We start from the raw sequence: 21,304 nt of genomic DNA on the forward strand, positions 1-21,304 counted from the left end.
GCCTTCCTTTTTGCACACGGCATTTTAAAAACATAATTACGAGTGCGGCAAAGGCACACAGCACCTGCCAGCCTACAATAATGAAGTAGCCTATCGAGTAGCCGTTGTTTTTGTCTGTCCACACGGCGGCGTCCTCGGAAAGGTAAATACGAATTGGTGCAGGTCATTTGTGAGCACGAGCAGAAGCAATGTGCCGGAGATGATCCACAGAATCGACATTCCCTTGGGAAATTTGTATTCGTCCGGCTTTCCCAATGACATGGCGATCAGCAGCGCCAGCATAGGCACAAACAGCATGGGCAGATAGAACAGATACCACAGGTAACGGACGCATCCGGCTGCCAGAATATAAAATACTTTGCCGAACGGACTACCATCCATATGATGAGCAGTACTGCGGTGACCGTCATAAACCTGCACACCTGCTTTTGCACGATCCGCTGACGGACGGAGAGCCCCCAGGCGGCGAACAGACCGATATAGATAAAGCTGCGCAGATAGGAAAACAGCATCGGGTAGAAGCTGCCCCTGCCCACAATTCGGAAGCAATATGCCAGTATCACGGCAAGTACAGCGATGCCGCTTGTTATGATAGTATTCTTTTTCTGTTCGGTCATAAACAGACCCCATTTCGCCTTCATTCGTTTTTGTTTATCTTTGGGTAGCAAAAAAGCCCGATATATTCGGGCTTTTCGCAGGAGACATCTTTTTTGTCTCCACATTATGGCGTTCCCGAGGTGATTCGAACACCCGACCTACCGCTTAGGAGGCGGTCGCTCTATCCAGCTGAGCTACGGAAACACATTACAATCGTTATTATATCACAGTTTTGCAATTTTGTCAAATGTTTATTTGACAAAAAAGTTGACTCGCCATAGCAACAGGTTCGGCTCAAAATATAAGAGCAAGGCAGAAACAGCAGGCGGCATTATACTCGTTTTGATCGTGCTGAAGATCTTTCTTGAGGGAGTTGGCATACTCAAATAGCATAAAAACAAGGGCGGAAGTTTTCAAACTATCCGCCCTCTTGTTATGTCTGTTAGTCCCGTCGACTATGATGTTTACGCTTTTGCGTGTACATCTCACGATCTGACGCTTTCATAAGATCGTCGATCTCTTTCAATGTTTTCGGTTTTCCAGCTTTGTAGCCACAGCTTATCGACACATCATATGGCGACTTGCTTCTGCGATTGTATTCTGCGATGCTGCGGAATACCTTTTCGTAAAAGCTGTCTGCACCGTCTGTTTCAGCGATAACAGCCACAAATTCATCACCACCGAAGCGTGAGCATATCCCACCTTCTGCAGTGCATTTTGTCATCAGCGACGCCACTGCCTTTATCGCCTTGTCACCCTCGTTGTGACCATAGAGGTCATTTATCTTTTTAAGGTTGTCCATGTCAATGGAGAATACCCATACGCCTACGCCCTGCTTCTCAGCCTTTGAAATAAGCTTTCTTACGTTCTTGTAAAAGCCCCTGCGATTATATATCCCTGTCATGGGGTCAAGCATATGTATCCTTGCAAGCTCTGCATTTGCCCTTTCAAGCCGCTGGCGGTTTTTAAAGCTCTCCATTATCTGATTGGTGTTGTTTATAAAACGTCTTGTGTTCTGGAAAAGAAAATATATAGGACTATATGAATTTGCCGCATATCCTATGACCTCGTCCTGAAAATGGAGCGGTGAGAACATTAAGCAGTTATGGCGTCCAAGGACTTGCTCCATATCAGGCAAAAGATCCTTGGTGTCAAATACTTCACCGGTCTTGTATTTGTTGTCAAAAGTCTGCATGAAAACTCTCATCTGCTTTGTAAAGCTGTTATTAAAGCGTTCTCTCTGCCTCGTGTTTGACAGAAAATCAGAGTTTGTGCATACCCAGCTATAATAATCTCCCGAACGTGCCATTACCTTTGCCATTTCTTCTACAGTGTGACATTCCACTGTTTTTGCAAGATAAGAGAACATATGCTGTTCGTGACCATCAGAATTGTTCATTCTGTGGTAAAGCTCAAGGATCTTGTCGCCTACTTCTCTCGGGTCTATTTTCTTACAGCCGCAAGACTGGGATATCCTCATGGTGTAGCTGACCTCTATTTTTTCAGGAAGAGGAACTCCGTTCATCATATGGTCTATGGCGTTTATTATCTTTTCGCCAAGCACATCATTGTCTACAGCCGCCGTTGTAAGACGAGGGCTGTTATACTGTTCAAGCTCGATGCCGTCAAAGCCCGTTACAATAACGTCTTCAGGCACTTTTATGCCGCGTTCTCTCAGTATGCTGCAAGCTGTTATCGCCATAGCGTCGTTTGCACATATTATCGCCTGCGGAAATTCCAAACTGCTTTCTAAAAATTTCTGCAATACTCCTTTTGTTGGCATATCCCAGAAGTCACCATAGCCAAGACGCTCAGGCTCAAATTCTATGCTGTTTTCTGCAAGCACCTTTTTGTATGCTTCTATACGCTCTTCTGAGAAAGCATTACCCTTTACGCCAGCAATGAAATTAACTCTTCTGCAGCCGTGAAATTCGATCACATGGCGAACTATCTTTTCAAAAACGTCAGAGTAATTGAATGTCACACTGCAGCAATTATCCATTGTACTGTCAACGCATATGACAGGAACACCGTGTTCATGGGCACGCTTGCTTATCTCGTTGGAAATGCTGTCTCTTTTTATTGCCTCGGGCATTATTATAAGTACGTGAAGAATGTCATAATTTATAAGATCAAAAATGCTTGCTTCACCATGGTTGTAGGAGCTGTTGTGATAAAGGTCGCAAAAGGTGTTGAAAAGAAGCACCTTGTAGCCCTCTTTTACACCCTTTCGGCTTATGGAAGATACTATCTCTCTCACATAGTCAGATTGTACGCATGAAGTGCAGATACCTATTATTTTATATTTCGCTGTATCGCTTGTAAACATAGCTTGCTCCTTCGTCAGGGTCATGACGACCCACCACTATCTATATAAAATAATTGCTTTTTTGCTTTGATATGTGATTGCTATTAGAAAATATTCACACACCGTTAATGTTACCATATCCGCACTATAATGTCAATAGAAAACTCACAAAATTCACAAAAATCTTCTTTTTGAAAGCATTTATGCTGTTGTAAAAAAATGACAGACCGACTTTCAGCTTTTTTCGCTGGAAGTCGGTCTTTGTTTATCGTAAAACATATCGAGCATGGGGCGACAAGAGGTCGCCCCTACACAAAATAGCGTATTTTATGGGCTTTTTTATTCAGCTACCCACTGTTTTAAAGCCGCAGAAAGTCGTCTGTCGATATCCTTTCTTGTCTGCTCGCACTCCTTAGGATAGTCCTTTGCAGCCTTGAAAATAAATTTCATTACGAATTTAAGTCCCACAGGAAGTGCTTTTCTGAGCATTGTCTCAGGAAGCACAAAGTGCGTTCCATGCTCGTAAGTCAGGGCTTCGTAATCGCACTCGTGAGGGCGTTCTTTCAAGCGCTTATCCATGCGGCGGACGTATTTTCCTGCCTCCCAGAAGCTGTCGTCATCAGCACCCACCATTATAAGCTTGCCCTTGATGTTCTCAACCTTTATCATTTCTTCCTCTGTATGTTCTCTTGCCTTTTCAGAGTCAATAAAAAGGTGCGTGCTTCGTGTTATATCTCCCGAGCCTTTGGTTTCTTCTTCTATTTTGTGATAGTATTCAGGGTGGGCATAAACGAACGGCATATAGGCAAGCGGCTTGCCCTGCCATGAAAGTGTGGAAGCGTCAGGGATAGGCCATTCCTTGCAGCCGTCTTTTTCGCCCTGCTCAAAGCCCTGCCATACAAAGTCGCTTGGCGTAAGACCGAAAGTGAGTGTTATGTCAGGGAAATATGAAGCTGCCACAAGGGAATCCATTCCTGCCGTACTCATTCCCATTATGCCTATCTTCTTGTTTCCATGGCTTTTGAGCCACTTTATGGCGGTCTCTATCCTTTCAAGCGGGAAGTTCACATGGCCGTAGTTCTTCACGTCAGGTGACATACACATAACGTTCACGCCATTTTTGTGAAGCCATTTTGCTCCGCACTTTGCCATAAAGTCATTAGGATCGTCGCCGAACAGACCTATCATTGCGCAGTTTGCACCCTTTGGATTTTCATAATATGTACCATAAAAACCGTCTTTCTCATTGCTAAAAAATTGTTTCTTCATAATACCGACCTTTCTAAGTTGGTTTTCTTTATAAAGTTAGATTAAACTAACCATATTTCAAAAAAAACAGGGTAGATTACTTCGCCCTAAGCTATATTATATCACACTTTTGCTTATTTGTCAGGTATATTAACGAAAAAAGTCAGATGTATTGTAAATTTTTGATTTTCTTAGTGTTGCTTATATATTAATAAAATGGCGGAGAACGCATTCTTTTTGCAGTTCTCCGCTACTTTTATGCCTTATTTTTTGCCGCATCTGCTGTGACAGTGTGAGCAACAGCCACAGCATTTACCTTTTTTCTTTTGCTTTGATATACTTATTGCCGCCGCCACTGCCCATAAAAGCAGAAGTATCACCACTATCCAGTCGGCTGTATTCATAATAATGCTCCTATCTGATATACCGCACAGCCGCAAAGCCATGCCACCATGCACTGCATTATCACAACGCCTACTGTCTGTATCCTTGAATCAAGCTCTCTCTTTATGGTCGCCACCGCCGCAACACATGGGGTGTAAAGCAGGGTGAATACGAGAAAGCTCAGTGCGGAAAGGGTGGAAAATGCTCCCGAAAGAGCAGTGCCAAGATTTGCAGTGCTTGTGTTCATCAGTACCGCCATTGTGCTTACTACCGCCTCTTTTGCAGTGAAGCCCGAAATAAGCGAGGTGGTCACTCTCCAATCTGCAAAGCCCAATGGCTTGAATATTGGCGATATAGCCTGACCGATAAGAGCGAGCAGGCTGTCAGAGGAGTCTTTCACAACGTTGAGCTTTGCGTCAAAGGTCTCCAAAAACCATATTATGATAGTCGCAAAGAATATAACTGTGAAAGCTCTTTGTATAAAGTCCTTTGCCTTGTCCCAAAGAAGAAGTCCTACGCTTTTTGCCGAAGGAAGACGATAGTTTGGAAGCTCCATTACAAACGGCACAGGCTTGCCACGGAAAGCTGTATTTTTCAGTATCAGTGCAACTATTATCCCAAGCACTATGCCCGTTATGTATAAGCCTATCATCACAAGCGCCTGATATTTTTTGAAAAATGCTGCACAGAAAACTGCGTAAATAGGTATCTTTGCTGAACAGCTCATGTAAGGGGTAAGAAGTATGGTCATTTTTCTGTCACGGTCTGATACAAGCGTTCTCGTTGCCATTATGGCAGGCACTGAACAGCCGAAGCCTATGAGCATAGGCACAAAGCTTCGTCCCGAAAGACCGATCTTTCTTAGAAGCTTGTCCATTACGAATGCCACTCGTGCCATGTAGCCCGTGTCCTCCAGTATGGAAAGGAAAAAGAACAGCGTCACTATTATAGGCAAAAAGCTTAGAACGCTTCCAACGCCTGCAAAAACTCCGTCTATTATAAGGCTGTGTACAACAGGGTTTATGCCGTAGGCTGTAAGCCCTTTGTCTGCTAGGTCGGTGAGCTTGTCTATACCAAGGGAAAGCCAATCGGAAAGGGTCGAGCCGATAACATTGAATGTGAGGAAAAATACAAGAAACATTATGCCGAAAAATACAGGCAGTGCAGTGTATTTTCCCGTTAAAATGCGGTCTATTTTTACGCTCCGCTTGTGTTCTCGGCTCTCGTGGCATTTCACAACGCTTATGGCAACGACTTTCTCGATAAAGTCGTATCGCATATCTGCAAGCGCCGCATTTCTGTCAAGCTTTGATTCGTCCTCCATTTCCACTATGCAGTGTTCGAGAAGCTCCAGCTCGTTTTGATTAAGCTCAAGCTGATCCTCGATATTCTTATCACCCTCAATAAGCTTTGAAGCACAAAATCTCGGCGGTATGCCCACTCGATTAGCGTGATCCATGATGAGATGAACAACTGCGTGTATACATCTGTGAACAGGGGAGTCGTCAGCACAAAAGTCTGTGACAACAGGCTTTGTCTTGTTTCGGGCGGTTTCTACAGCCTTGTCGATAAGGTCTGAGATACCCTCGCCCTTTGCCGCACTTACTGGTATAACAGGTATGCCAAGTGCGTCGCTCATCATTTTTACGTCTATCGTTCCACCGTTGGCTCTTACCTCGTCCATCATGTTTAAGGCAAGCACCATTGGCACACGCAGTTCAAGAAGCTGTAAAGTGAGATACAGATTTCGTTCTATATTGGTGGCGTCAACAATGTTTATAATGCCGTCAGGCTTTTCGTTTATTATGTAGTCACGGGTGACGATCTCTTCCTGCGTGTAAGGGCGCAGTGAGTATATTCCCGGCAGATCCACCACAGTGCAGTTTTTCTGCCCCTTTATGTCACCGACCTTCTGCTCGACTGTTACACCGGGAAAGTTTCCAACGTGCTGATTAGACCCTGTAAGGGCGTTAAAAAGCGTGGTCTTTCCGCAGTTCTGATTTCCTGCAAGGGCAAATCTCATATATGGTCATTCTCCTCTGTTTTTTCTATCTCTATGTTTTTTGCGTCCTCTATCCTAAGCGTCAGCTCGTAGCCTCTCAGCACGATATCAAGAGGGTCGCCCATTGGCGCACGCTTTAGCATTTTCACCTTTGTTTTGGGTATAAGTCCCATGTCGAGAAAACGCAGTCTAAGCGCACCCTCGCCACCTACCGCTTTTATCACGCAGACTCACCCGTTTTAAGCTTATCAAGAGTCATTGTCTTTTCCTCCATAGCTATATTTTATTCTTATGTTTTATCTAAAAGAACTTCACAAAATAAGTTTACCATGGCTAACTTTACTTGTCAATAGCATATGTCATATATTTTATTCGATTGTTATCTAAAAAATTTATTCAAATAGATAACTTCCAATTGACAACGCCAACAAATCGTGCTATCATAAAGTAAGACAAAGTACACTTTTATATTACGGGGGTGTTTTATGGATACCCGTGTGGCAATACTTGCAATAATCGCACACGATAACGGTTCTGCGCAGGAGATAAACGCAATTCTTCATGAGCATGCCGAGTATATAATAGGACGAATGGGTCTGCCATACCGAGAGCGTGGCATGAACATAATAAGCGTGGCAGTTGACGCTCCGCAGGACGTTATAAATTCTCTTGCAGGCAAGATAGGCAGGCTTGAGGGAGTGACCGCCAAGACCCTTTATTCGCCACAGTAAAAATTTAATAAATATTTGTGACCCTGACGCCGAAAACGAGTTTTCTCCTTTAAGGCGAAAGAATACACATCAAGCAGAAAGCTGCACTATCGTGTGGTCTTGTTTTGCTATAGAAAAGCTGTATCCATAGGGGTATGGCTTATTTTTTTTGAGAGGAGCTTTTGCAATGGGACTTAATGACGCACCAAGCGGAGAACGTATACATATAGGATTTTTCGGCAGACGAAACGCAGGAAAATCAAGCGTTGTGAATGCAGTAACAAATCAGGATCTTGCAGTGGTATCCGATACGAAAGGCACTACCACCGACCCTGTTACAAAGGCAATGGAGCTTTTGCCCCTTGGCCCTGTTGTGATAATAGATACCCCAGGCTTTGACGACGAGGGCAAGCTTGGAGAGCTTCGTGTTAAGAAAACTAAGCAGATACTAAACAGAACAGATTGCGCAGTTCTTGTTACCGATTGCACCTTGCCCCTTGGCGACTGCGAAAAACAGCTTATCTCAATATTCAAAGAGAAAAACATACCTTTTATCATAGCCAAAAACAAAGCCGACCTGCTCACTGATATCCCAAAAGAGGAGGGGACAGTGTACGTCAGCGCAAAAGAGAAAACAGGCATAGAGGAGCTTAAAAACGCCGTTGCAAAGCTCACTGAAACAGACACCATGACAATGAAGCTTGTGGGCGACCTTATAAAGCCTGACGATATGGTGGTGCTTGTCACCCCTATCGACAGCGCCGCACCAAAGGGCAGGCTTATCCTGCCACAACAGCAGGCCATAAGAGATGTTCTTGAAGCAAACGCCTGTGCAGTGGTGGTAAGAGAAACTGAGCTTTCAGGAGTGCTTGGCAGGATAGAGAAGCCTGCACTTGTTATAACGGATAGTCAGGCTTTCTCAAGAGTTTCAAAGGATACTCCCGAGGATATCCCTCTCACCTCGTTTTCTATCCTTATGGCTAGATATAAGGGCTTTCTTGACGCCGCAGTAAAGGGCGTGAAAGCTATCGACAATCTTAAAGATGGTGACAAGGTGCTTATTTCAGAGGGCTGTACACATCACAGACAGTGCGGTGATATAGGCTCTGTGAAGCTTCCGAACTGGCTGAAAGAATACACAGGCAAGGAACTTGATATAACATTGTCCTCAGGTCATGGCTTTCCGGAGGAGCTTTCAGACTTTGCGCTTTGCATACACTGTGGCGGCTGTATGCTCGGCTCAAAAGAGCTTACCTACAGAATGAAATGTGCTTGTGACGCAGGCGTGCCGTTCACAAATTACGGCATTGCAATTGCCTATATGAAAGGTATTCTCAAACGTAGCATAGAAGTGTTTCCACATCTTGTAAAGGAGCTTGAAGATCACAATGGCGGTCAGAGAACTTATTGATAAACTAAACTGCGAGAAAAAGCTTTCCCACGATGAATGGGTGAAGCTTATAAAAGAATATGACGAGAGCGACAGAGCCTATGCCGCCGGGCTTGCAAGGGTCATTTCGCAGGAGATGTTCGGCAGGGATATCTACATAAGGGGCATAGTGGAGTTTTCAAACATCTGCAAAAATGATTGCCTTTACTGTGGCATAAGGCGTTCAAACGGCAACGTGAGCAGATACAGGCTCACCGCCGAGGAGATCTTGCAGTGCTGTGACGAGGGCTACGGCTATGGCTTCCGTACCTTTGTGCTTCAAAGCGGTGAGGACGCTTTCTATGACAGAGAAATGCTCTGTGGTATCGTCAGCGAGATAAAAAAACGCCACTCTGACTGTGCGGTAACGTTATCCCTAGGTGAGAAAAGCCGTGAGGACTATGAGGCGTTTTTTAAGGCAGGTGCAGACCGGTATCTTCTCAGGCACGAAACTGCCGACGAGGAGCATTACAAAAAGCTCCACCCAGCCGAAATGTCTTGGAAAAACCGAATGGAGTGCCTTTCAGATCTAAAAGAGATAGGCTATCAGACAGGCTGTGGGATGATGATAGGCTCGCCTTATCAGACGGTGGAGTGCCTTGCTGAGGATATGGAGTTTATGTGCGATTTCAAGCCCGAAATGATAGGCATTGGACCTTTTCTCCCACATAAGGACACGCCTTTCAGAAGCTGTCCACAAGGCTCATATGAGCTTACTCTCTTTCTGCTGAGCATTTGCAGGATAATGCTCCCCGACGTTCTTTTGCCTGCCACCACAGCCCTTGGCACTATTGATCCCAAAGGGAGAGAACAAGGGGTGCTGTCAGGTGCGAACGTTATAATGCCGAATCTGTCCCCTGTGGCAGTGAGAAAAAAATATATGCTCTATGACAACAAGATATGCACAGGTGACGAGTCTGCACGGTGCAGGGCTTGCCTTGAAAGACGAATGGAGTCCATAGGCTATAAAATAAAGATATCAAGAGGAGATCACAGATAATGATAAAGCTTGCTTTTTACGGAAAAGGCGGAATAGGAAAGTCAACGGCGGCATCAAACGTCAGTGCTGCACTTGCACAAAAAGGGCTGAAGGTCATGCAGATAGGCTGTGACCCAAAGGCTGACTCCACCATATTTCTACATGGGGGAGAGAGGATACCCACCGTTCTTGACCTTGTGCGAAAAGGCGAAAGCTTTGACCTTGAAGATATGGTAAGGGTAGGCTATAACGGTGTTGTGTGCGTTGAAGCAGGCGGTCCGGTCCCGGGGCTTGGCTGTGCAGGCAGAGGTATAATCGCCGCTTTGGAGGAGCTTGAAAAAAAGGGCGCATATGAAAAATATCAGCCTGACGTTGTTATCTATGACGTTCTCGGAGACGTGGTGTGCGGAGGTTTTTCAATGCCAATGCGAAAGGCTATGCCGATAAGGTGTTTATTATAACATCAGGTGAGAGTATGTCTGTATATGCCGCCGCAAACATCGCAATGGCGGTGGAAAATTTCAAAAGCCGTGGATATGCTTCTCTTGGCGGTTTTATCCTCAATAAACGCAACGTAAAAAACGAGGAGGAAAAAGCGGCAGAGCTTGCGGCTGATTTTCACAGCTCTGTGATAGCAGAGATAGACCGAAGCGACCTTGTGAGCGAAGCTGAGGATATGCGCAAAACTGTCATGGAAGCTTTCCCTGACAGCACTGCGGCAGAGCAGTATAGGGCATTGGCGGATAAGATAGCCGAGCTTTGCGGTATGGGAGAAGAAAAATGATAAAAGACAACGGCATAAATATAACGAAGGCGGCTTTTCCTGCGCCTTTTGAAAGCGGTCTTGAATATAATCCCCCCACAAGGGGCGTGTGGAATATCGTCCATACCGGTATGCTTATCCCTGAGTCACGGCAGATATTTGTCTGCGCACAGGGCTGTTTAAGGGGTGTTATCCTCACTGCGGCAGAGATGAATGCCATGGACAGAATGTCATGGGTGACTGTTTCTGAGCAGGATCTGTATGACGGCACAATGGAGCAGGACGTTATAGACGGAGTGAGGGATATAATAAACAGGCTTGAGGAAAAGCCAAAATGCGTTTTGATTTTTCTAAGCTGTGTTCACCTTTTTGCAGGCTGTGACTATAAATGATAATAGACGAGCTTTCGGCATTGTTTCCGCAGGTGCATTTTATAGATTGCTACATGACGCCTACCATGAGAAAGTCTATCTCCCCCGACAGCCTTATGAGAAAACAGCTTTACGAGCCACTTGAAAAGTGCGAAAAGAAGCCTAAAACGGCGGCAATAATAGGCTGTGACAGAGCCACGGACGAAGCCTCCGAGCTTGTAAAAATAATAAACTCAGCAGGCTTTGAGCTTCTTGACATAACAAAGTGCAAGACCTATGAGGAGTATCTCTCCATGGCGGAAAGCTCTTTGAATATCACCTATATCTCCACGGCAAAGCCGTCAGGAGAGGAGCTTGAAAAGCGACTTGGCACAAAGCATTTGTATCTGCCTTGTGCTATGGCTATGATGAGATAGAGGAAAATTACAGCAGGCTTTGCACCCAGCTTGGTGTGAAAATGCCTGACTTTTCTGCTGACAGAGAAGCCGCCGACAAGGCTCTTGCAAATGCCCTTGAGATAGTGGAAAATATGCCTATAGCCGTGGATTATACCGCTCTGCCAAGACCCCTTGGCTTTTGCAGACTTCTTGCAGAGAAAGGCTTCAATGTGAAGCGTTGCTACGCCGACAGCTTTTCAGAGGAGGAAAGGGCAGATTTTGAGTGGCTGAAAGCCCATTGCCACGACCTTGAAATTCTCCCTACTGTGAATGTGAAAATGGAGTTTTCACAGTGTAAAGAAAAATATCTTGCAGTAGGTCAGAAAGCAGCGTTTTTCTGCCAGACCGATAACTTTGTTGATATAGTCGCAGGGGGCGGCGGATACGGCTTCGAGGGCATAAAAAGGCTTGCAGAGCTTATGGCTGAGGGAGCAGTAAACAAAAAGGACAGACGTAAGGTGATACAACACAAGGGCTGGGGGTGTGAAAGCTGTCTATGAATGCAAAAGTGATATCCATATATGCGGCGGATACTTCGGGAGTATGCTCGGCGCTTTATGAACTTGGCGGAATGACCGTCGTCCATGACGCTTCGGGCTGTAACTCCACCTATGCCACACACGATGAACCTCGTTGGTATGACCGCAAAAGCATGATATATATTTCTGCACTAACAGAAGCGGACGCCGTTATGGGCAATGACGGCAAGTTCATTCGTGATGTGGCAAAAGCGTCAGGTGAGCTTTCACCCAAATTCATAGCCATTTGCGGTTCGCCAATGCCTGCAATGACAGGCTTTGACTACAGTTCAGCCGCTGAGGAGATAGAGCGTGAAACGGGTCTGACCACATTTTTCGTTGATACCAACGGCACTCATTCCTATCTTCAAGGAGCAGAGGGGGCTTTTCTTAGTATCGCAAAGCTTTTCTGCAGTGAGGGAAAAGAAAAGCAGGCAAATTCAGTGAATATTATTGGTGCAACGCCTCTTGACTTTTCAGTGAATACAAGCGTAAGCTCCATAAAAAAGTGGCTTTTGGATAACAGCTTTTCAGTGCAAAGCTGTTTTGCTATGGACAGCAGTCTTGATGAGATTTCTACCGCACCACAGGCGGCTGTAAGCCTTGTTATATCCTCAGACGGGATAGCTGCGGCAAAGTATCTTTTTGATACCTATGGAGTGCCTTATGTTGTGGGCGTGCCTGTGGGAAAAAGCTTTTCCAAAAAGCTTTCCGCTGACCTGAAAAGAGCAGTGTCAGAGGGCGTTTGTATCAATTCCTGCGGTGAAAAAGCTGTAGAGAATGCTCATATGATAGTTGCAGGGGAAAGCGTTTTTGCTTCTTCACTTGGGGCTGAACTTGGCGCAAAAACTGTGGCGACAGTTGGCATAAGAAACAGCGAGGTGTTGTCAGGGGCAGACATTTTCTGCGAGGAAGAAGCAGAGCTTGAAAAGCTTTTTTCACAGCATAAGACCGTCATAGCAGACCCGCTTTTCAGACCCATATGCAAAGAGGCAAGCTTTATTTCACTGCCACACGTTGCTTTTTCGGGAAGATGTTTTCTTAAAGATATTCCCGATCTGATAGATAAAGATGTAAGCAAAATACTTAACATATAAAAAGGAGGAACGTGCTTTCGCACGGATACTTTTATGATAAAAATAGCCGTTTACGGAAAGGGCGGAATAGGAAAATCCACTGTTACGGGAAACCTTGCCGCCGCATTTGCAAGCCTTGGGAAAAGAGTTATACAAATAGGCTGTGACCCAAAGGCTGACTCCACCATAAATCTTCTTGGGGGCGAGCCTGTTATGCCTGTGATGAATTATCTCAGAGAGCATGACGATGAGCCTGAAAGTATCGAGGAGATATCCAAAGAGGGCTACGGCGGAGTGCTTTGTATCGAAACAGGCGGTCCTACCCCTGGGCTTGGCTGTGCAGGCAGAGGTATAATCACCACGTTCAGTCTGCTTGAGGACTTGAAACTATTTGAAAAATATAAGCCTGACGTGGTGCTTTATGACGTTCTTGGCGACGTCGTGTGCGGAGGCTTTGCTGCACCTATCAGAGAGGGCTATGCCTCAAAGGTGCTTATTGTCACCTCAGGCGAGAAAATGGCATTGTATGCCGCAAATAATATAAACAGTGCGGTGAAAAATTTTGCCGACAGGAGCTATGCGAAAGTCCGTGGTATCGTCATGAACAGGCGAAACGTTGAGGGCGAGGAAGAAAAGGTCAGAGCCTTTGCAGACAACGCAGGGCTTGATATCGTTGCGGATATTCCAAGAAGTGACGATATCATAAGATGTGAGGATAAGGGCATGACCGTCATTGAGGGCGAGCCTGACTGTCAGGCGGCAAGGTGCTTTTTAAAGCTTGCACAGACCCTTATTCAGGAGGATAACAATGAGTAAAGCCTTTTACATAACAGCGGCGGAGCTTGCAAAAATGGGAAAAGACAATATCCCTGACGAACTGCTCTCTGCAAAGCACCTTATCTATAGCTCTCCTGCAACGCTGGCGTTTAATTCACCCGGTGCACAGGGCTTTGGCGTGAAAAGAGCAGGCCTTGCAGTGCCTGGCTCTGTTATGCTCCTTGTTGCACCTGCCTGCTGCGGACGAAACACAACCATGCTCAGTGCGGAAAGCGTCTATGGGGACAGATTTTTCTACCTGCTGCTTGACGATACCGATATCGTCACAGGCAGGCACCTCACAAAGATACCGAAAGCCGTGGAGGAGGTATGTCAAAGCCTTGATTACACTCCCTCGGCGGTGATGATATGTATAACCTGCGTTGACGCTCTCCTCGGCACTGATATGGACAGAGTGTGCAGAAAATCCAGCGACCGAGCAGGCGTGCCTGTTGTGCCGTGCTATATGTATGCCCTTACAAGGGAAAAGCGTCTGCCCCCTATGGCTTCAGTGCGAAAATCGGTGTATTCCCTTTTGAAACCTCGCAAGAGAAAGTCTGACGAGGTGAATATCCTCGGTTATTTCTCACCCTTGCAGGAGGATTGCGAGCTTTACAGCCTGCTGAAAAGTGCAGGCGTAAAGACCATAAGGGAGCTTTCAAGGTGTGATACCTCGAGGAATATGAAAAAATGTCGCAGGCAAATTTTTCTCTTGTACTCAATGCGGAAGCAAGATATGCCGCCCAGCAAATGGAGCAGGAGCTTAACATACCTTTTATAGAGCTTGCGAGAGTTTTTCAGGCTGACAAGATATCTACACAGTATCGTCTGCTGGGTCAGGCGATAGGAGCGGAGCTTTGCGATAAAGAGTATTATGAGCAGACCATGGCTCTTATAGATGATTTCAGAGAAAAGCATAAAGGGCTGTGCTTTGCAGTGGGCGAGTTTTCAAACTGCGACCCTATAGAAATGGCACTTGCGCTTATAAGATACGGCTTCAAGGTGGCGGAGATATTCGGCACTGTGGGGGAGCGAAATTTCGGCTTTGTGAAAAAGATAGCCCAGCTTTCCCCTGAAACAAAAATATATTCAAACCTCTCACCAACAATGCTCTTTTATGAGCCTGACGAGAGGGTGAACGTTTATATCGGCAAGGACTGTGCCTATTACCACCCTGACATAGCAGGAGCGGACTTCAATGACGAGATCCAGCCTTTTGGCTATGCAGGCGTAAAAAAGCTGTTTTGCGACCTTGAAAATGCGCTTGATTGGAAAGGAGCGGAGGATAAATGAAAAATCTTTTGAAGCTTTTGTCGCCCTTTGCTCCTGACCAATCAGGTGCGGCGGCAGTGCTTTACGAGCTTGGAGGACTAATGGTAATATGCGACGCAGGCGGCTGTGCAGGCAACGTCTGTGGCTTTGACGAGCCAAGGTGGTTTACCAAAAAGAGCGCAGTTTTCAGCGCAGGGCTTCGTGATATGGACGCAATTCTTGGACGTGACGACAGGCTCATCGAAAAGCTCTCCAAAGCCTGTGGGCAGATAAGACCAGCCTTCACCGCCATAATAGGCACGCCTGTGCCTGCGGTCATTGCCACGGATATGAGAGCGTTGAAACGAATGGCAGAGAAGAAAACAGGACTTCCTTGCATAACAGCCGAGTGTACAGGCACGAACTATTATGACAGCGGCTCAGAGCCGGTGTGGATAGAGCTTTTCAAGACCTTTGCCACTGAGAGCAAGCCTGTTCAGAAAGGCAGGCTTGGCATTATCGGTGCAACGCCTTTGGAACTTAGTATCATAAGCCCCGAGAGGATAGTTGCGGAATATAAGGCAAAGGGTTGGGAGAATGTTATATGCTACGGCATGGGAAGCACCCTTGATGATGTGAAAAATGCGGCTGCGGCAGAGATGAACATAGTCTGTTCAGCGGCGGCAATAAAGGCGGCGGAGTATCTCAAAGAAAAGTTCGGCACGCCTTATGAGATAGAATATCCACGAAGCTGTCTGCCTGAGGAGATAGTGCAAAAAGCTCATAACTTTGCGGATAAAAACGTCCTTGTGATACATAACCAAACAGCGGCTGACGCTGTGAGAAAGCTTATCACAGAAAAAAGCGGCAAGTGTCATTGCACATCGGCAACGTTTTTTATGCAGAAAAAGGAGCTTTCACAGCAGAGTGATTTTTTCCTTGCAGACGAAAGCGACCTTTGCGGCAATGTTGGTGATAACTATGACGTTGTTATCGCAGACAAGACCCTCAGACGTGTTATGAAAAATTTCAGCGGCGAGTTTATAGACTTTCCGCATTTCGGACTTTCAGGCAGACTTTTGCAGGGAGAGAGTGAGAAGATATGACAGAAGAAATTATAGAGCGTCTTGAAGAATATCTCGGCTCAGAGGAGTTTGAATATGAAGCCGAAAACTGCATGGAGGAGCTTGACGAAAGCGGCGAGGGCATAAACGCAGTTTTGCCCCTGCTTAGATTTCTCGAAAGACACCCCATGGCTGATATCAGCATGACAAGTGCCGTGGTAAGATATATGGAGCAGTTTTACGGCAGAGGTTATGAGAACATTCTCATGGACTCCGTTCGTCGCAGACCTACTGTCCATACCGTCAGAATGTTAGGCAGGCTCAGAAATGCTGCCATAGATGAGGGTCAGGACGGTGAGGAGTTTGAGGACGTGCTTATAGACGTTCTCAGCAGTGAAGCAGAGGACGAGATAAAGGATACCGTCAGGGAGCTTATCTGATGAAACTGAGATGATTCGTGTTTATGGTATCGTTCAGGGCGTGGGCTTCCGACCTTTTGTTAGCCGTGAAGCGTCAGACCTTGGACTTTTCGGCACTGTGGCAAACAAAGGCTCTTACGTTGAGATACACGCACAGGGCAGTGAAAAGGCTGTGGAGGATTTGAAAAAAGCCCTTGAAAGCCGTCCCCCTGAGCGTGCAATGATAATGGAGATGATCTCCGCCCATTTGGACGAACCGCCTTTTGACAGCTTTGAGATAATCGACAGCGAAAAGGAAAAAGGTGATATTTTCGTATCCCCTGACATCGCTGTGTGCGAAAAATGCAAGGGAGAGCTTTTCGACAAAACAAACAGAAGATATCTCCACCCTTTTATAAACTGTACTCAGTGTGGTCCAAGGCTCACTATTATGGACTCTATGCCCTATGACAGAGTTCGCACCACAATGGCTGACTTTCCAATGTGCAAAGACTGCGAGGAGGAGTACACCGACCCTGCCACAAGGCGTTATGACGCCCAGCCTGTGTGCTGTAACAAATGCGGTCCTGAGGTCTATATCATAGGCAGTGAAAAGAAAGGCGCTGAGGCTATCACCGCCGCAAGAGAAGCCGTCATGGCAGGGAAGATAATCGCTGTCAAAGGCATAGGCGGTTTTCACCTTTGCTGTGACGCAAAAAACGAGAGCGCAGTGAAAAGGCTCAGAGAGCTTAAAAACCGCCCTTCAAAGCCCCTTGCCGTTATGCTTAAAGATATATCTGCCGCAAGGCGTGAGTGCGATTTTGGCGAAGTGCAGGAAAAGCTTCTCACAGGCTGGCAAAAGCCTATCGTGCTTCTTGATAAAAAAACTAGCGGAAGCCTTTGCGAAAGCGTTGCACCCGATAATCCTACAGTGGGAGTAATGCTCCCCTATGCCCCTTTGCACCTGCTTCTTTTTGATTACGATGACGGCGTGGAAATGACCGACAGCCTTGTTATGACCAGCGGAAATGTCCGTGGCGCACCTATTTGTCGAAGCGACGAGGACGCACTCAGCGAAATAGCAGGCTTCTGCAACCTGATATTATCCCACAACAGACGTATCTTGATACGCTCAGACGATACTGTCATGGATACATTTGAGGGCAAGCCTTACATAATAAGGCGTTCAAGAGGATATGCACCATTGCCTGTTATGACATCATGCAGTGATAAGGGTCAGACCCTTGCCATAGGCGGTGAGCTTAAAAATACGTTCTGTATCAGAAAGGGAAGCCTTTATTATCTCTCTTCCTATGTGGGGGATATGGCTGATATCCGCACCGTAAAGGCACTTGAGGAGTCAGTAAAGCGTATGTGCGAACTTCTGGAAACAACACCGCAGAACGTAGTCTGTGATATGCACCCTAAATACAATACAGTTGCATTTGCCGAGGGGCTGGACCTGCCTCTGAAAAAAGTCCAGCACCACTATGCTCATATCCTTTCCTGCATGGCAGAAAACGACTATAGCCAAAAGGTCATAGGCATATCATATGACGGCACAGGCTTTGGCACAGACGGCACCATATGGGGAGGAGAGATACTTCTCTGCGACCGCACAGGCTTTGAGCGTATGGGAAGCATAAAGCCCTTCATGCATGTGGGCGGTGATCTTTCCTCTAAAGAGGGCTGGCGTATTGCCGCAATGATAGCAGGCTCAGCCTATGGGGAAAGGGGCGGAGAGATCTGTGAAAAGCTTGGTATTTGTACAGCGAAAGAGTACAAGCTTCTGTCCATAATGGCAGAGAAAAAAGTGAACGCAGTAAGCTCCACAAGCGCAGGACGGCTTTTTGACGCCGCCTCAGCAGTGCTCGGCATAAGGCGTTTTTCCACCTTTGAGGGCGAAGCTTCCATGGCGTTGCAGTTTGCGGCAGAAAAATTCAGCCGTGAGCCTTTCGGTATTTACGAGCTTATGGAAAAGCTCACTGCCGAAAAAGAGGGCAGGATAATGCTCTGCACTCAGGCTCTTATCAAGCGTCTTTGCCAGGGTATGCAAAATGGTGAAGACAAAAACCGCCTTGCCTATGAGTTCCACTCACTTCTTGCGGATATGACGGTGCAGGCGTGCAGGACCATAAGCGAGAGAACAGGCGTAAAGGTCTGTGCCTGAGCGGGGGAGTTTTTCAGAACAAGCTTCTGCTTAAAATGGTGAAGTGCCGCCTTGAAAAAATGGGGCTTAGAGTGCTTATCCACAGCCTTGTGCCAGCCAATGACGGTGGTATAGCTTTGGGACAAGCGTTTTATCTGAATGAGGAATGAGGAGTGAGGAATTAAGGTATCGCCTGCGGCGATGATTTTCTTATTCTGTAGGGGCGACCTTTGGTCGCCTGAGACTGTTGAAAAATACCAAAATAACAGGCGAACGCTGTTCGCCCCTACATATAAACAGCGTATTTACGCCAATTGTAGGGGACGGCGCCCTCGACGTCCCGCTTTTGTCGAACTTTTTCAATAAGCTGGGGCGACCTTTGGTCGCCTGTGTATCTCATTTCTGATTTTGTGATATAGATTAAATTTTTTTGGAGGTATTGATATGTGTGTAGGTTTATCTGCAAAGGTAGTAAGTGTAAACGAGGGCACTGCTGTTATTGACGCAAGCGGTGCAAAAAGAGAGGTATCTGCTGACCTTATCGACGATCTCGAGGTAGGGGATTATGTCATGGTACACGCAGGGGTGGCTATCGCAAAGATAACCTCTGACGATAGCGAAGAAACTGACGAGATAATGGAGAGTATCCAATGAACACTATAGAAAATGCAAAGGAGATAATAAGCTCCTACAAACGTGATGACGGCAAAAAGCTTCGCATAATGGAGGTCTGCGGCACTCACACCCACGAGATTTTCAGGCTTGGCATAAGAAAGCTCCTCCCTGAGAGCGTTGAGCTTATCTCAGGTCCCGGCTGTCCTGTGTGCGTTACCCCCGTTGGATTTATCGACGAGGCTTGTATGCTCGCTCTTGAAAAAGGTGCGGTGATATGCACTTTCGGCGACCTTATAAGAGTACCCGGTACAGAAATGAGTCTTGCAGGAGCAAGGTCAAAGGGTGCTGTGATAAAGACAGTCTATTCGCCCCTTGACGCAGTTTCATATGCCGAAAGCCATAGAGATGAGCAGGTGGTATTTCTCGCCGTCGGTTTTGAGACCACCACCCCTTCAGCCTGCCTTGCAGTAGAAAAAGCGAAAAAGCTGGGGCTTGAAAACTTCTCTATTCTTGGTGCAAACAAGACCATGCCTAACGCCTATAAGGCTTTGGAGGGAAGTGCAGACGCATTTTTGTACCCCGGTCATGTCAACGCTATCACAGGCACAGCCGTGTGCGAGGAGCTTGTGAAAAAGGGCGTTTCAGGCGTTGTTACGGGCTTCACGGCTGCTGAACTTCTTACGGCTCTTGCTGTTACCATAGAACTTTCTCAGCGTGGCGAGCCGTTTTTCAGAAACTGCTATCCTAGAGTAGTAAAGCCCGAGGGCAATCCTGCCGCCATAAAGCTTATGGAAAAGGTCATGACCCCCTGCGACAGCGAGTGGCGTGGACTTGGTATCATACCAATGTCAGGCATGATACTCCGTGACGAGTATGCTGACTTTGACGCACGAAAGAAATTCTCCCTGCCGAAAATAACAGGCAAGCCAAACCCAGCCTGCCGCTGTGGAGATGTTTTGCAGGGCAAGTGCAAGCCCTCAGACTGTAAAGTTTTCGGCAAGGTCTGCACACCGCTGCACCCTATAGGTGCGTGCATGGTGTCAAATGAGGGCGCTTGCTCGGCATATTATCAGTATGGCAATTTGTAAAATAAACTATCCGAAAAGAGGAATAATTATGACAGATAAATTTGTTACCCTTGCCCACGGCGCAGGAGGAAAGCAGACTTCCGAGCTTATCGACCGTGTTTTTAAGGAGCATTTCGCTAACCCTGACCTGACCGCCGACGATGCCGCCGTGCTTTCCATGGAAAAGGGCAAGATAGCATTCACCACAGACGGCTTTATAGTTTCCCCATACGAATTTGCAGGAGGAAATATCGGCAAGCTTAGTATTTGCGGCACTGTGAACGACCTTTCCTGCATGGGCGCAAAGCCTTTGTATCTCTCCTGTGCTTTCGTTATCGAAGAGGGCTTTCCAATGGATAAGCTTGAGGAGATAGCCGCCGCCATGGCAAAGACCGCCAAGGAAGCAGGTGTCGAGATATGTGCAGGTGACACAAAGGTGGCAGGAAAAGGTCAGGTGGACGGCGTTTTCATCACCACCACGGGCATAGGCAGGATAATGGACAACGCCAACACCTCACGGCAATGCTGCAAAGCAGGCGACGCTGTTATAGTGTCAGGTGATATCGGCAGACACGGCTGTACCATACTTTTGGCTCGTGACGAGTTCGGCATAGAGGCAGACGTAACAAGCGACTGTGCACCCCTTTGGGCTAACGTAAAAGCAATGTTCGACGTTACAAACGATATCCACGTTATCCGTGACGCAACAAGAGGCGGTGTAGGCACTGTTCTTTACGAGATAGCAGGTCAAAGCGGTGTGGGAATAACCCTTGATGCTGAGAAAATACCGGTGGCAGACGAGGTGAAAGGCGTGTGCGGTATGCTGGGCTTAGAACCATTGTATCTTGCCTGCGAGGGCAGACTTGTTATATTCGCACCAAAGGACAAAGCGGAGGATATCGTTTCTGCCCTTAGAAAGTGCAAAAACTCAGAGAACGCCGCTGTCATAGGCGAAGTCACAGAGGATAACGCAGGCAGAGTTGTAATGAAAACAGAGATAGGCTCACAGACCCTTCTTCCACAGCCGGGCGGAGAGCTTCTCCCTAGAATTTGCTGATAGTAATGTAGGGGAGCAGCGCAATTTCTGCTTTGCAGAAATACGGCGTCCCGTTTAGCGTTTGC

At 46.6% G+C, this 21,304-nt stretch carries 23 protein-coding genes, 1 tRNA gene and 1 pseudogene; 18 read left to right on the forward strand and 7 right to left on the reverse strand.

The features are described from left to right. Window positions 1–90 precede the first annotated feature (90 nt). From DW793_RS15170 to DW793_RS04510, 7 genes are all read right to left on the reverse strand, one after another. Window positions 91–630 carry a hypothetical protein gene (locus DW793_RS15170; RefSeq protein WP_252969666.1) on the reverse strand — a complete coding sequence of 180 codons (540 nt, stop codon included), beginning with the start codon at window positions 628–630 and terminating at the stop codon, window positions 91–93. Window positions 631–724: 94 nt separating this feature from the next. After that, a tRNA-Arg gene (locus DW793_RS04485) sits at window positions 725–801 on the reverse strand. 238 nt (window positions 802–1,039) lie between these two features. Next, a complete protein-coding gene (locus DW793_RS04490; RefSeq protein ID WP_181988286.1) occupies window positions 1,040–2,926 on the reverse strand; it encodes a substrate-binding and GGDEF domain-containing protein in 1,887 nt (628 codons plus the stop codon). Window positions 2,927–3,244: 318 nt separating this feature from the next. Further along, window positions 3,245–4,174 (reverse strand): acyl-CoA thioester hydrolase/BAAT C-terminal domain-containing protein, encoded by a 930-nt coding sequence (locus tag DW793_RS04495; RefSeq protein ID WP_117877871.1) that lies wholly within the window; start codon window positions 4,172–4,174, stop codon window positions 3,245–3,247. 242 nt (window positions 4,175–4,416) lie between these two features. After that, window positions 4,417–4,557, reverse strand: coding sequence for a FeoB-associated Cys-rich membrane protein (locus DW793_RS04500; RefSeq protein ID WP_181981505.1), 141 nt, complete (start codon window positions 4,555–4,557; stop codon window positions 4,417–4,419). Continuing rightward, window positions 4,554–6,560, reverse strand: coding sequence for a ferrous iron transport protein B (gene feoB / locus DW793_RS04505; protein WP_117896533.1), 2,007 nt, complete (start codon window positions 6,558–6,560; stop codon window positions 4,554–4,556). The genes DW793_RS04500 and feoB overlap by 4 nt, the downstream gene beginning before the upstream one ends. After that, the gene (locus tag DW793_RS04510; RefSeq protein WP_390624623.1) at window positions 6,557–6,763 is read right to left on the reverse strand and encodes a FeoA family protein; all 207 of its coding nucleotides are present in this window, start codon (window positions 6,761–6,763) and stop codon (window positions 6,557–6,559) included. The genes feoB and DW793_RS04510 overlap by 4 nt, the downstream gene beginning before the upstream one ends. A gap of 261 nt (window positions 6,764–7,024) precedes the next feature. Between DW793_RS04510 and DW793_RS04515 the strand changes: the two genes are divergently transcribed. From DW793_RS04515 to hypE, 18 genes and pseudogenes are all read left to right on the forward strand, one after another. Beyond that, window positions 7,025–7,270: a TM1266 family iron-only hydrogenase system putative regulator gene (locus DW793_RS04515; RefSeq protein WP_022287112.1), complete on the forward strand. Its 246-nt coding sequence runs from the start codon at window positions 7,025–7,027 to the stop codon at window positions 7,268–7,270. A 166-nt stretch (window positions 7,271–7,436) separates the two neighbouring features. Further along, complete coding sequence (gene hydF / locus DW793_RS04520; protein ID WP_118157185.1) at window positions 7,437–8,660, forward strand: [FeFe] hydrogenase H-cluster maturation GTPase HydF; 1,224 nt, start codon at window positions 7,437–7,439, stop codon at window positions 8,658–8,660. Further along, window positions 8,638–9,678, forward strand: a complete 1,041-nt coding sequence (gene hydE, locus DW793_RS04525; protein ID WP_118157186.1) for a [FeFe] hydrogenase H-cluster radical SAM maturase HydE — start codon at window positions 8,638–8,640, stop codon at window positions 9,676–9,678. The genes hydF and hydE overlap by 23 nt, the downstream gene beginning before the upstream one ends. After that, window positions 9,678–10,441, forward strand: a pseudogene (locus DW793_RS04530) (nitrogenase iron protein NifH). Before hydE ends, DW793_RS04530 begins: the two are co-directional and overlap by 1 nt. Further along, a complete protein-coding gene (locus tag DW793_RS15175; RefSeq protein ID WP_252969667.1) occupies window positions 10,438–10,812 on the forward strand; it encodes a hypothetical protein in 375 nt (124 codons plus the stop codon). Before DW793_RS04530 ends, DW793_RS15175 begins: the two are co-directional and overlap by 4 nt. Continuing rightward, window positions 10,809–11,207, forward strand: coding sequence for a hypothetical protein (locus DW793_RS15180; protein ID WP_252969668.1), 399 nt, complete (start codon window positions 10,809–10,811; stop codon window positions 11,205–11,207). The genes DW793_RS15175 and DW793_RS15180 overlap by 4 nt, the downstream gene beginning before the upstream one ends. Beyond that, window positions 11,183–11,728 carry a hypothetical protein gene (locus DW793_RS15185; RefSeq protein WP_252969669.1) on the forward strand — a complete coding sequence of 182 codons (546 nt, stop codon included), beginning with the start codon at window positions 11,183–11,185 and terminating at the stop codon, window positions 11,726–11,728. Before DW793_RS15180 ends, DW793_RS15185 begins: the two co-directional genes overlap by 25 nt. Next, window positions 11,725–12,843, forward strand: coding sequence for a nitrogenase component 1 (locus tag DW793_RS04540; protein ID WP_118157187.1), 1,119 nt, complete (start codon window positions 11,725–11,727; stop codon window positions 12,841–12,843). Before DW793_RS15185 ends, DW793_RS04540 begins: the two co-directional genes overlap by 4 nt. Window positions 12,844–12,876: 33 nt before the next feature. Then, window positions 12,877–13,638 carry a nucleotide-binding protein gene (locus DW793_RS04545; protein ID WP_118157188.1) on the forward strand — a complete coding sequence of 254 codons (762 nt, stop codon included), beginning with the start codon at window positions 12,877–12,879 and terminating at the stop codon, window positions 13,636–13,638. After that, entirely contained in the window at window positions 13,631–14,419 is a 789-nt protein-coding gene (locus tag DW793_RS15840) for a nitrogenase component 1 (protein WP_390624624.1), read from the forward strand. The genes DW793_RS04545 and DW793_RS15840 overlap by 8 nt, the downstream gene beginning before the upstream one ends. Next, window positions 14,329–14,931 (forward strand): hypothetical protein, encoded by a 603-nt coding sequence (locus tag DW793_RS15845; protein ID WP_390624625.1) that lies wholly within the window; start codon window positions 14,329–14,331, stop codon window positions 14,929–14,931. Before DW793_RS15840 ends, DW793_RS15845 begins: the two co-directional genes overlap by 91 nt. After that, the gene (locus DW793_RS04555) at window positions 14,928–15,995 is read left to right on the forward strand and encodes a nitrogenase component 1 (RefSeq protein ID WP_118157189.1); all 1,068 of its coding nucleotides are present in this window, start codon (window positions 14,928–14,930) and stop codon (window positions 15,993–15,995) included. The genes DW793_RS15845 and DW793_RS04555 overlap by 4 nt, the downstream gene beginning before the upstream one ends. After that, on the forward strand, window positions 15,992–16,393 hold the full coding sequence (locus DW793_RS04560; RefSeq protein ID WP_022287103.1) for a hypothetical protein: 402 nt from the start codon (window positions 15,992–15,994) through the stop codon (window positions 16,391–16,393). Before DW793_RS04555 ends, DW793_RS04560 begins: the two co-directional genes overlap by 4 nt. Before the next feature lie 10 nt (window positions 16,394–16,403). Next, window positions 16,404–18,521, forward strand: a complete 2,118-nt coding sequence (gene hypF / locus DW793_RS04565; RefSeq protein WP_390624626.1) for a carbamoyltransferase HypF — start codon at window positions 16,404–16,406, stop codon at window positions 18,519–18,521. Next, entirely contained in the window at window positions 18,476–18,670 is a 195-nt protein-coding gene (locus tag DW793_RS15850) for a Kae1-like domain-containing protein (RefSeq protein WP_390624627.1), read from the forward strand. Before hypF ends, DW793_RS15850 begins: the two co-directional genes overlap by 46 nt. A gap of 274 nt (window positions 18,671–18,944) precedes the next feature. Beyond that, window positions 18,945–19,154, forward strand: coding sequence for a HypC/HybG/HupF family hydrogenase formation chaperone (locus DW793_RS04570; protein ID WP_022287101.1), 210 nt, complete (start codon window positions 18,945–18,947; stop codon window positions 19,152–19,154). Next, window positions 19,151–20,203 (forward strand): hydrogenase formation protein HypD, encoded by a 1,053-nt coding sequence (hypD, locus tag DW793_RS04575; RefSeq protein ID WP_118157190.1) that lies wholly within the window; start codon window positions 19,151–19,153, stop codon window positions 20,201–20,203. The genes DW793_RS04570 and hypD overlap by 4 nt, the downstream gene beginning before the upstream one ends. Before the next feature lie 28 nt (window positions 20,204–20,231). Then, a complete protein-coding gene (gene hypE, locus DW793_RS04580; protein ID WP_118157191.1) occupies window positions 20,232–21,239 on the forward strand; it encodes a hydrogenase expression/formation protein HypE in 1,008 nt (335 codons plus the stop codon). The last annotated feature ends 65 nt before the right edge of the window (window positions 21,240–21,304 follow it).

The sequence above is a fragment of the Ruminococcus sp. AM31-15AC genome (assembly GCF_003462045.1).
Classification (GTDB): domain Bacteria; phylum Bacillota; class Clostridia; order Oscillospirales; family Ruminococcaceae; genus Hominimerdicola; species Hominimerdicola aceti.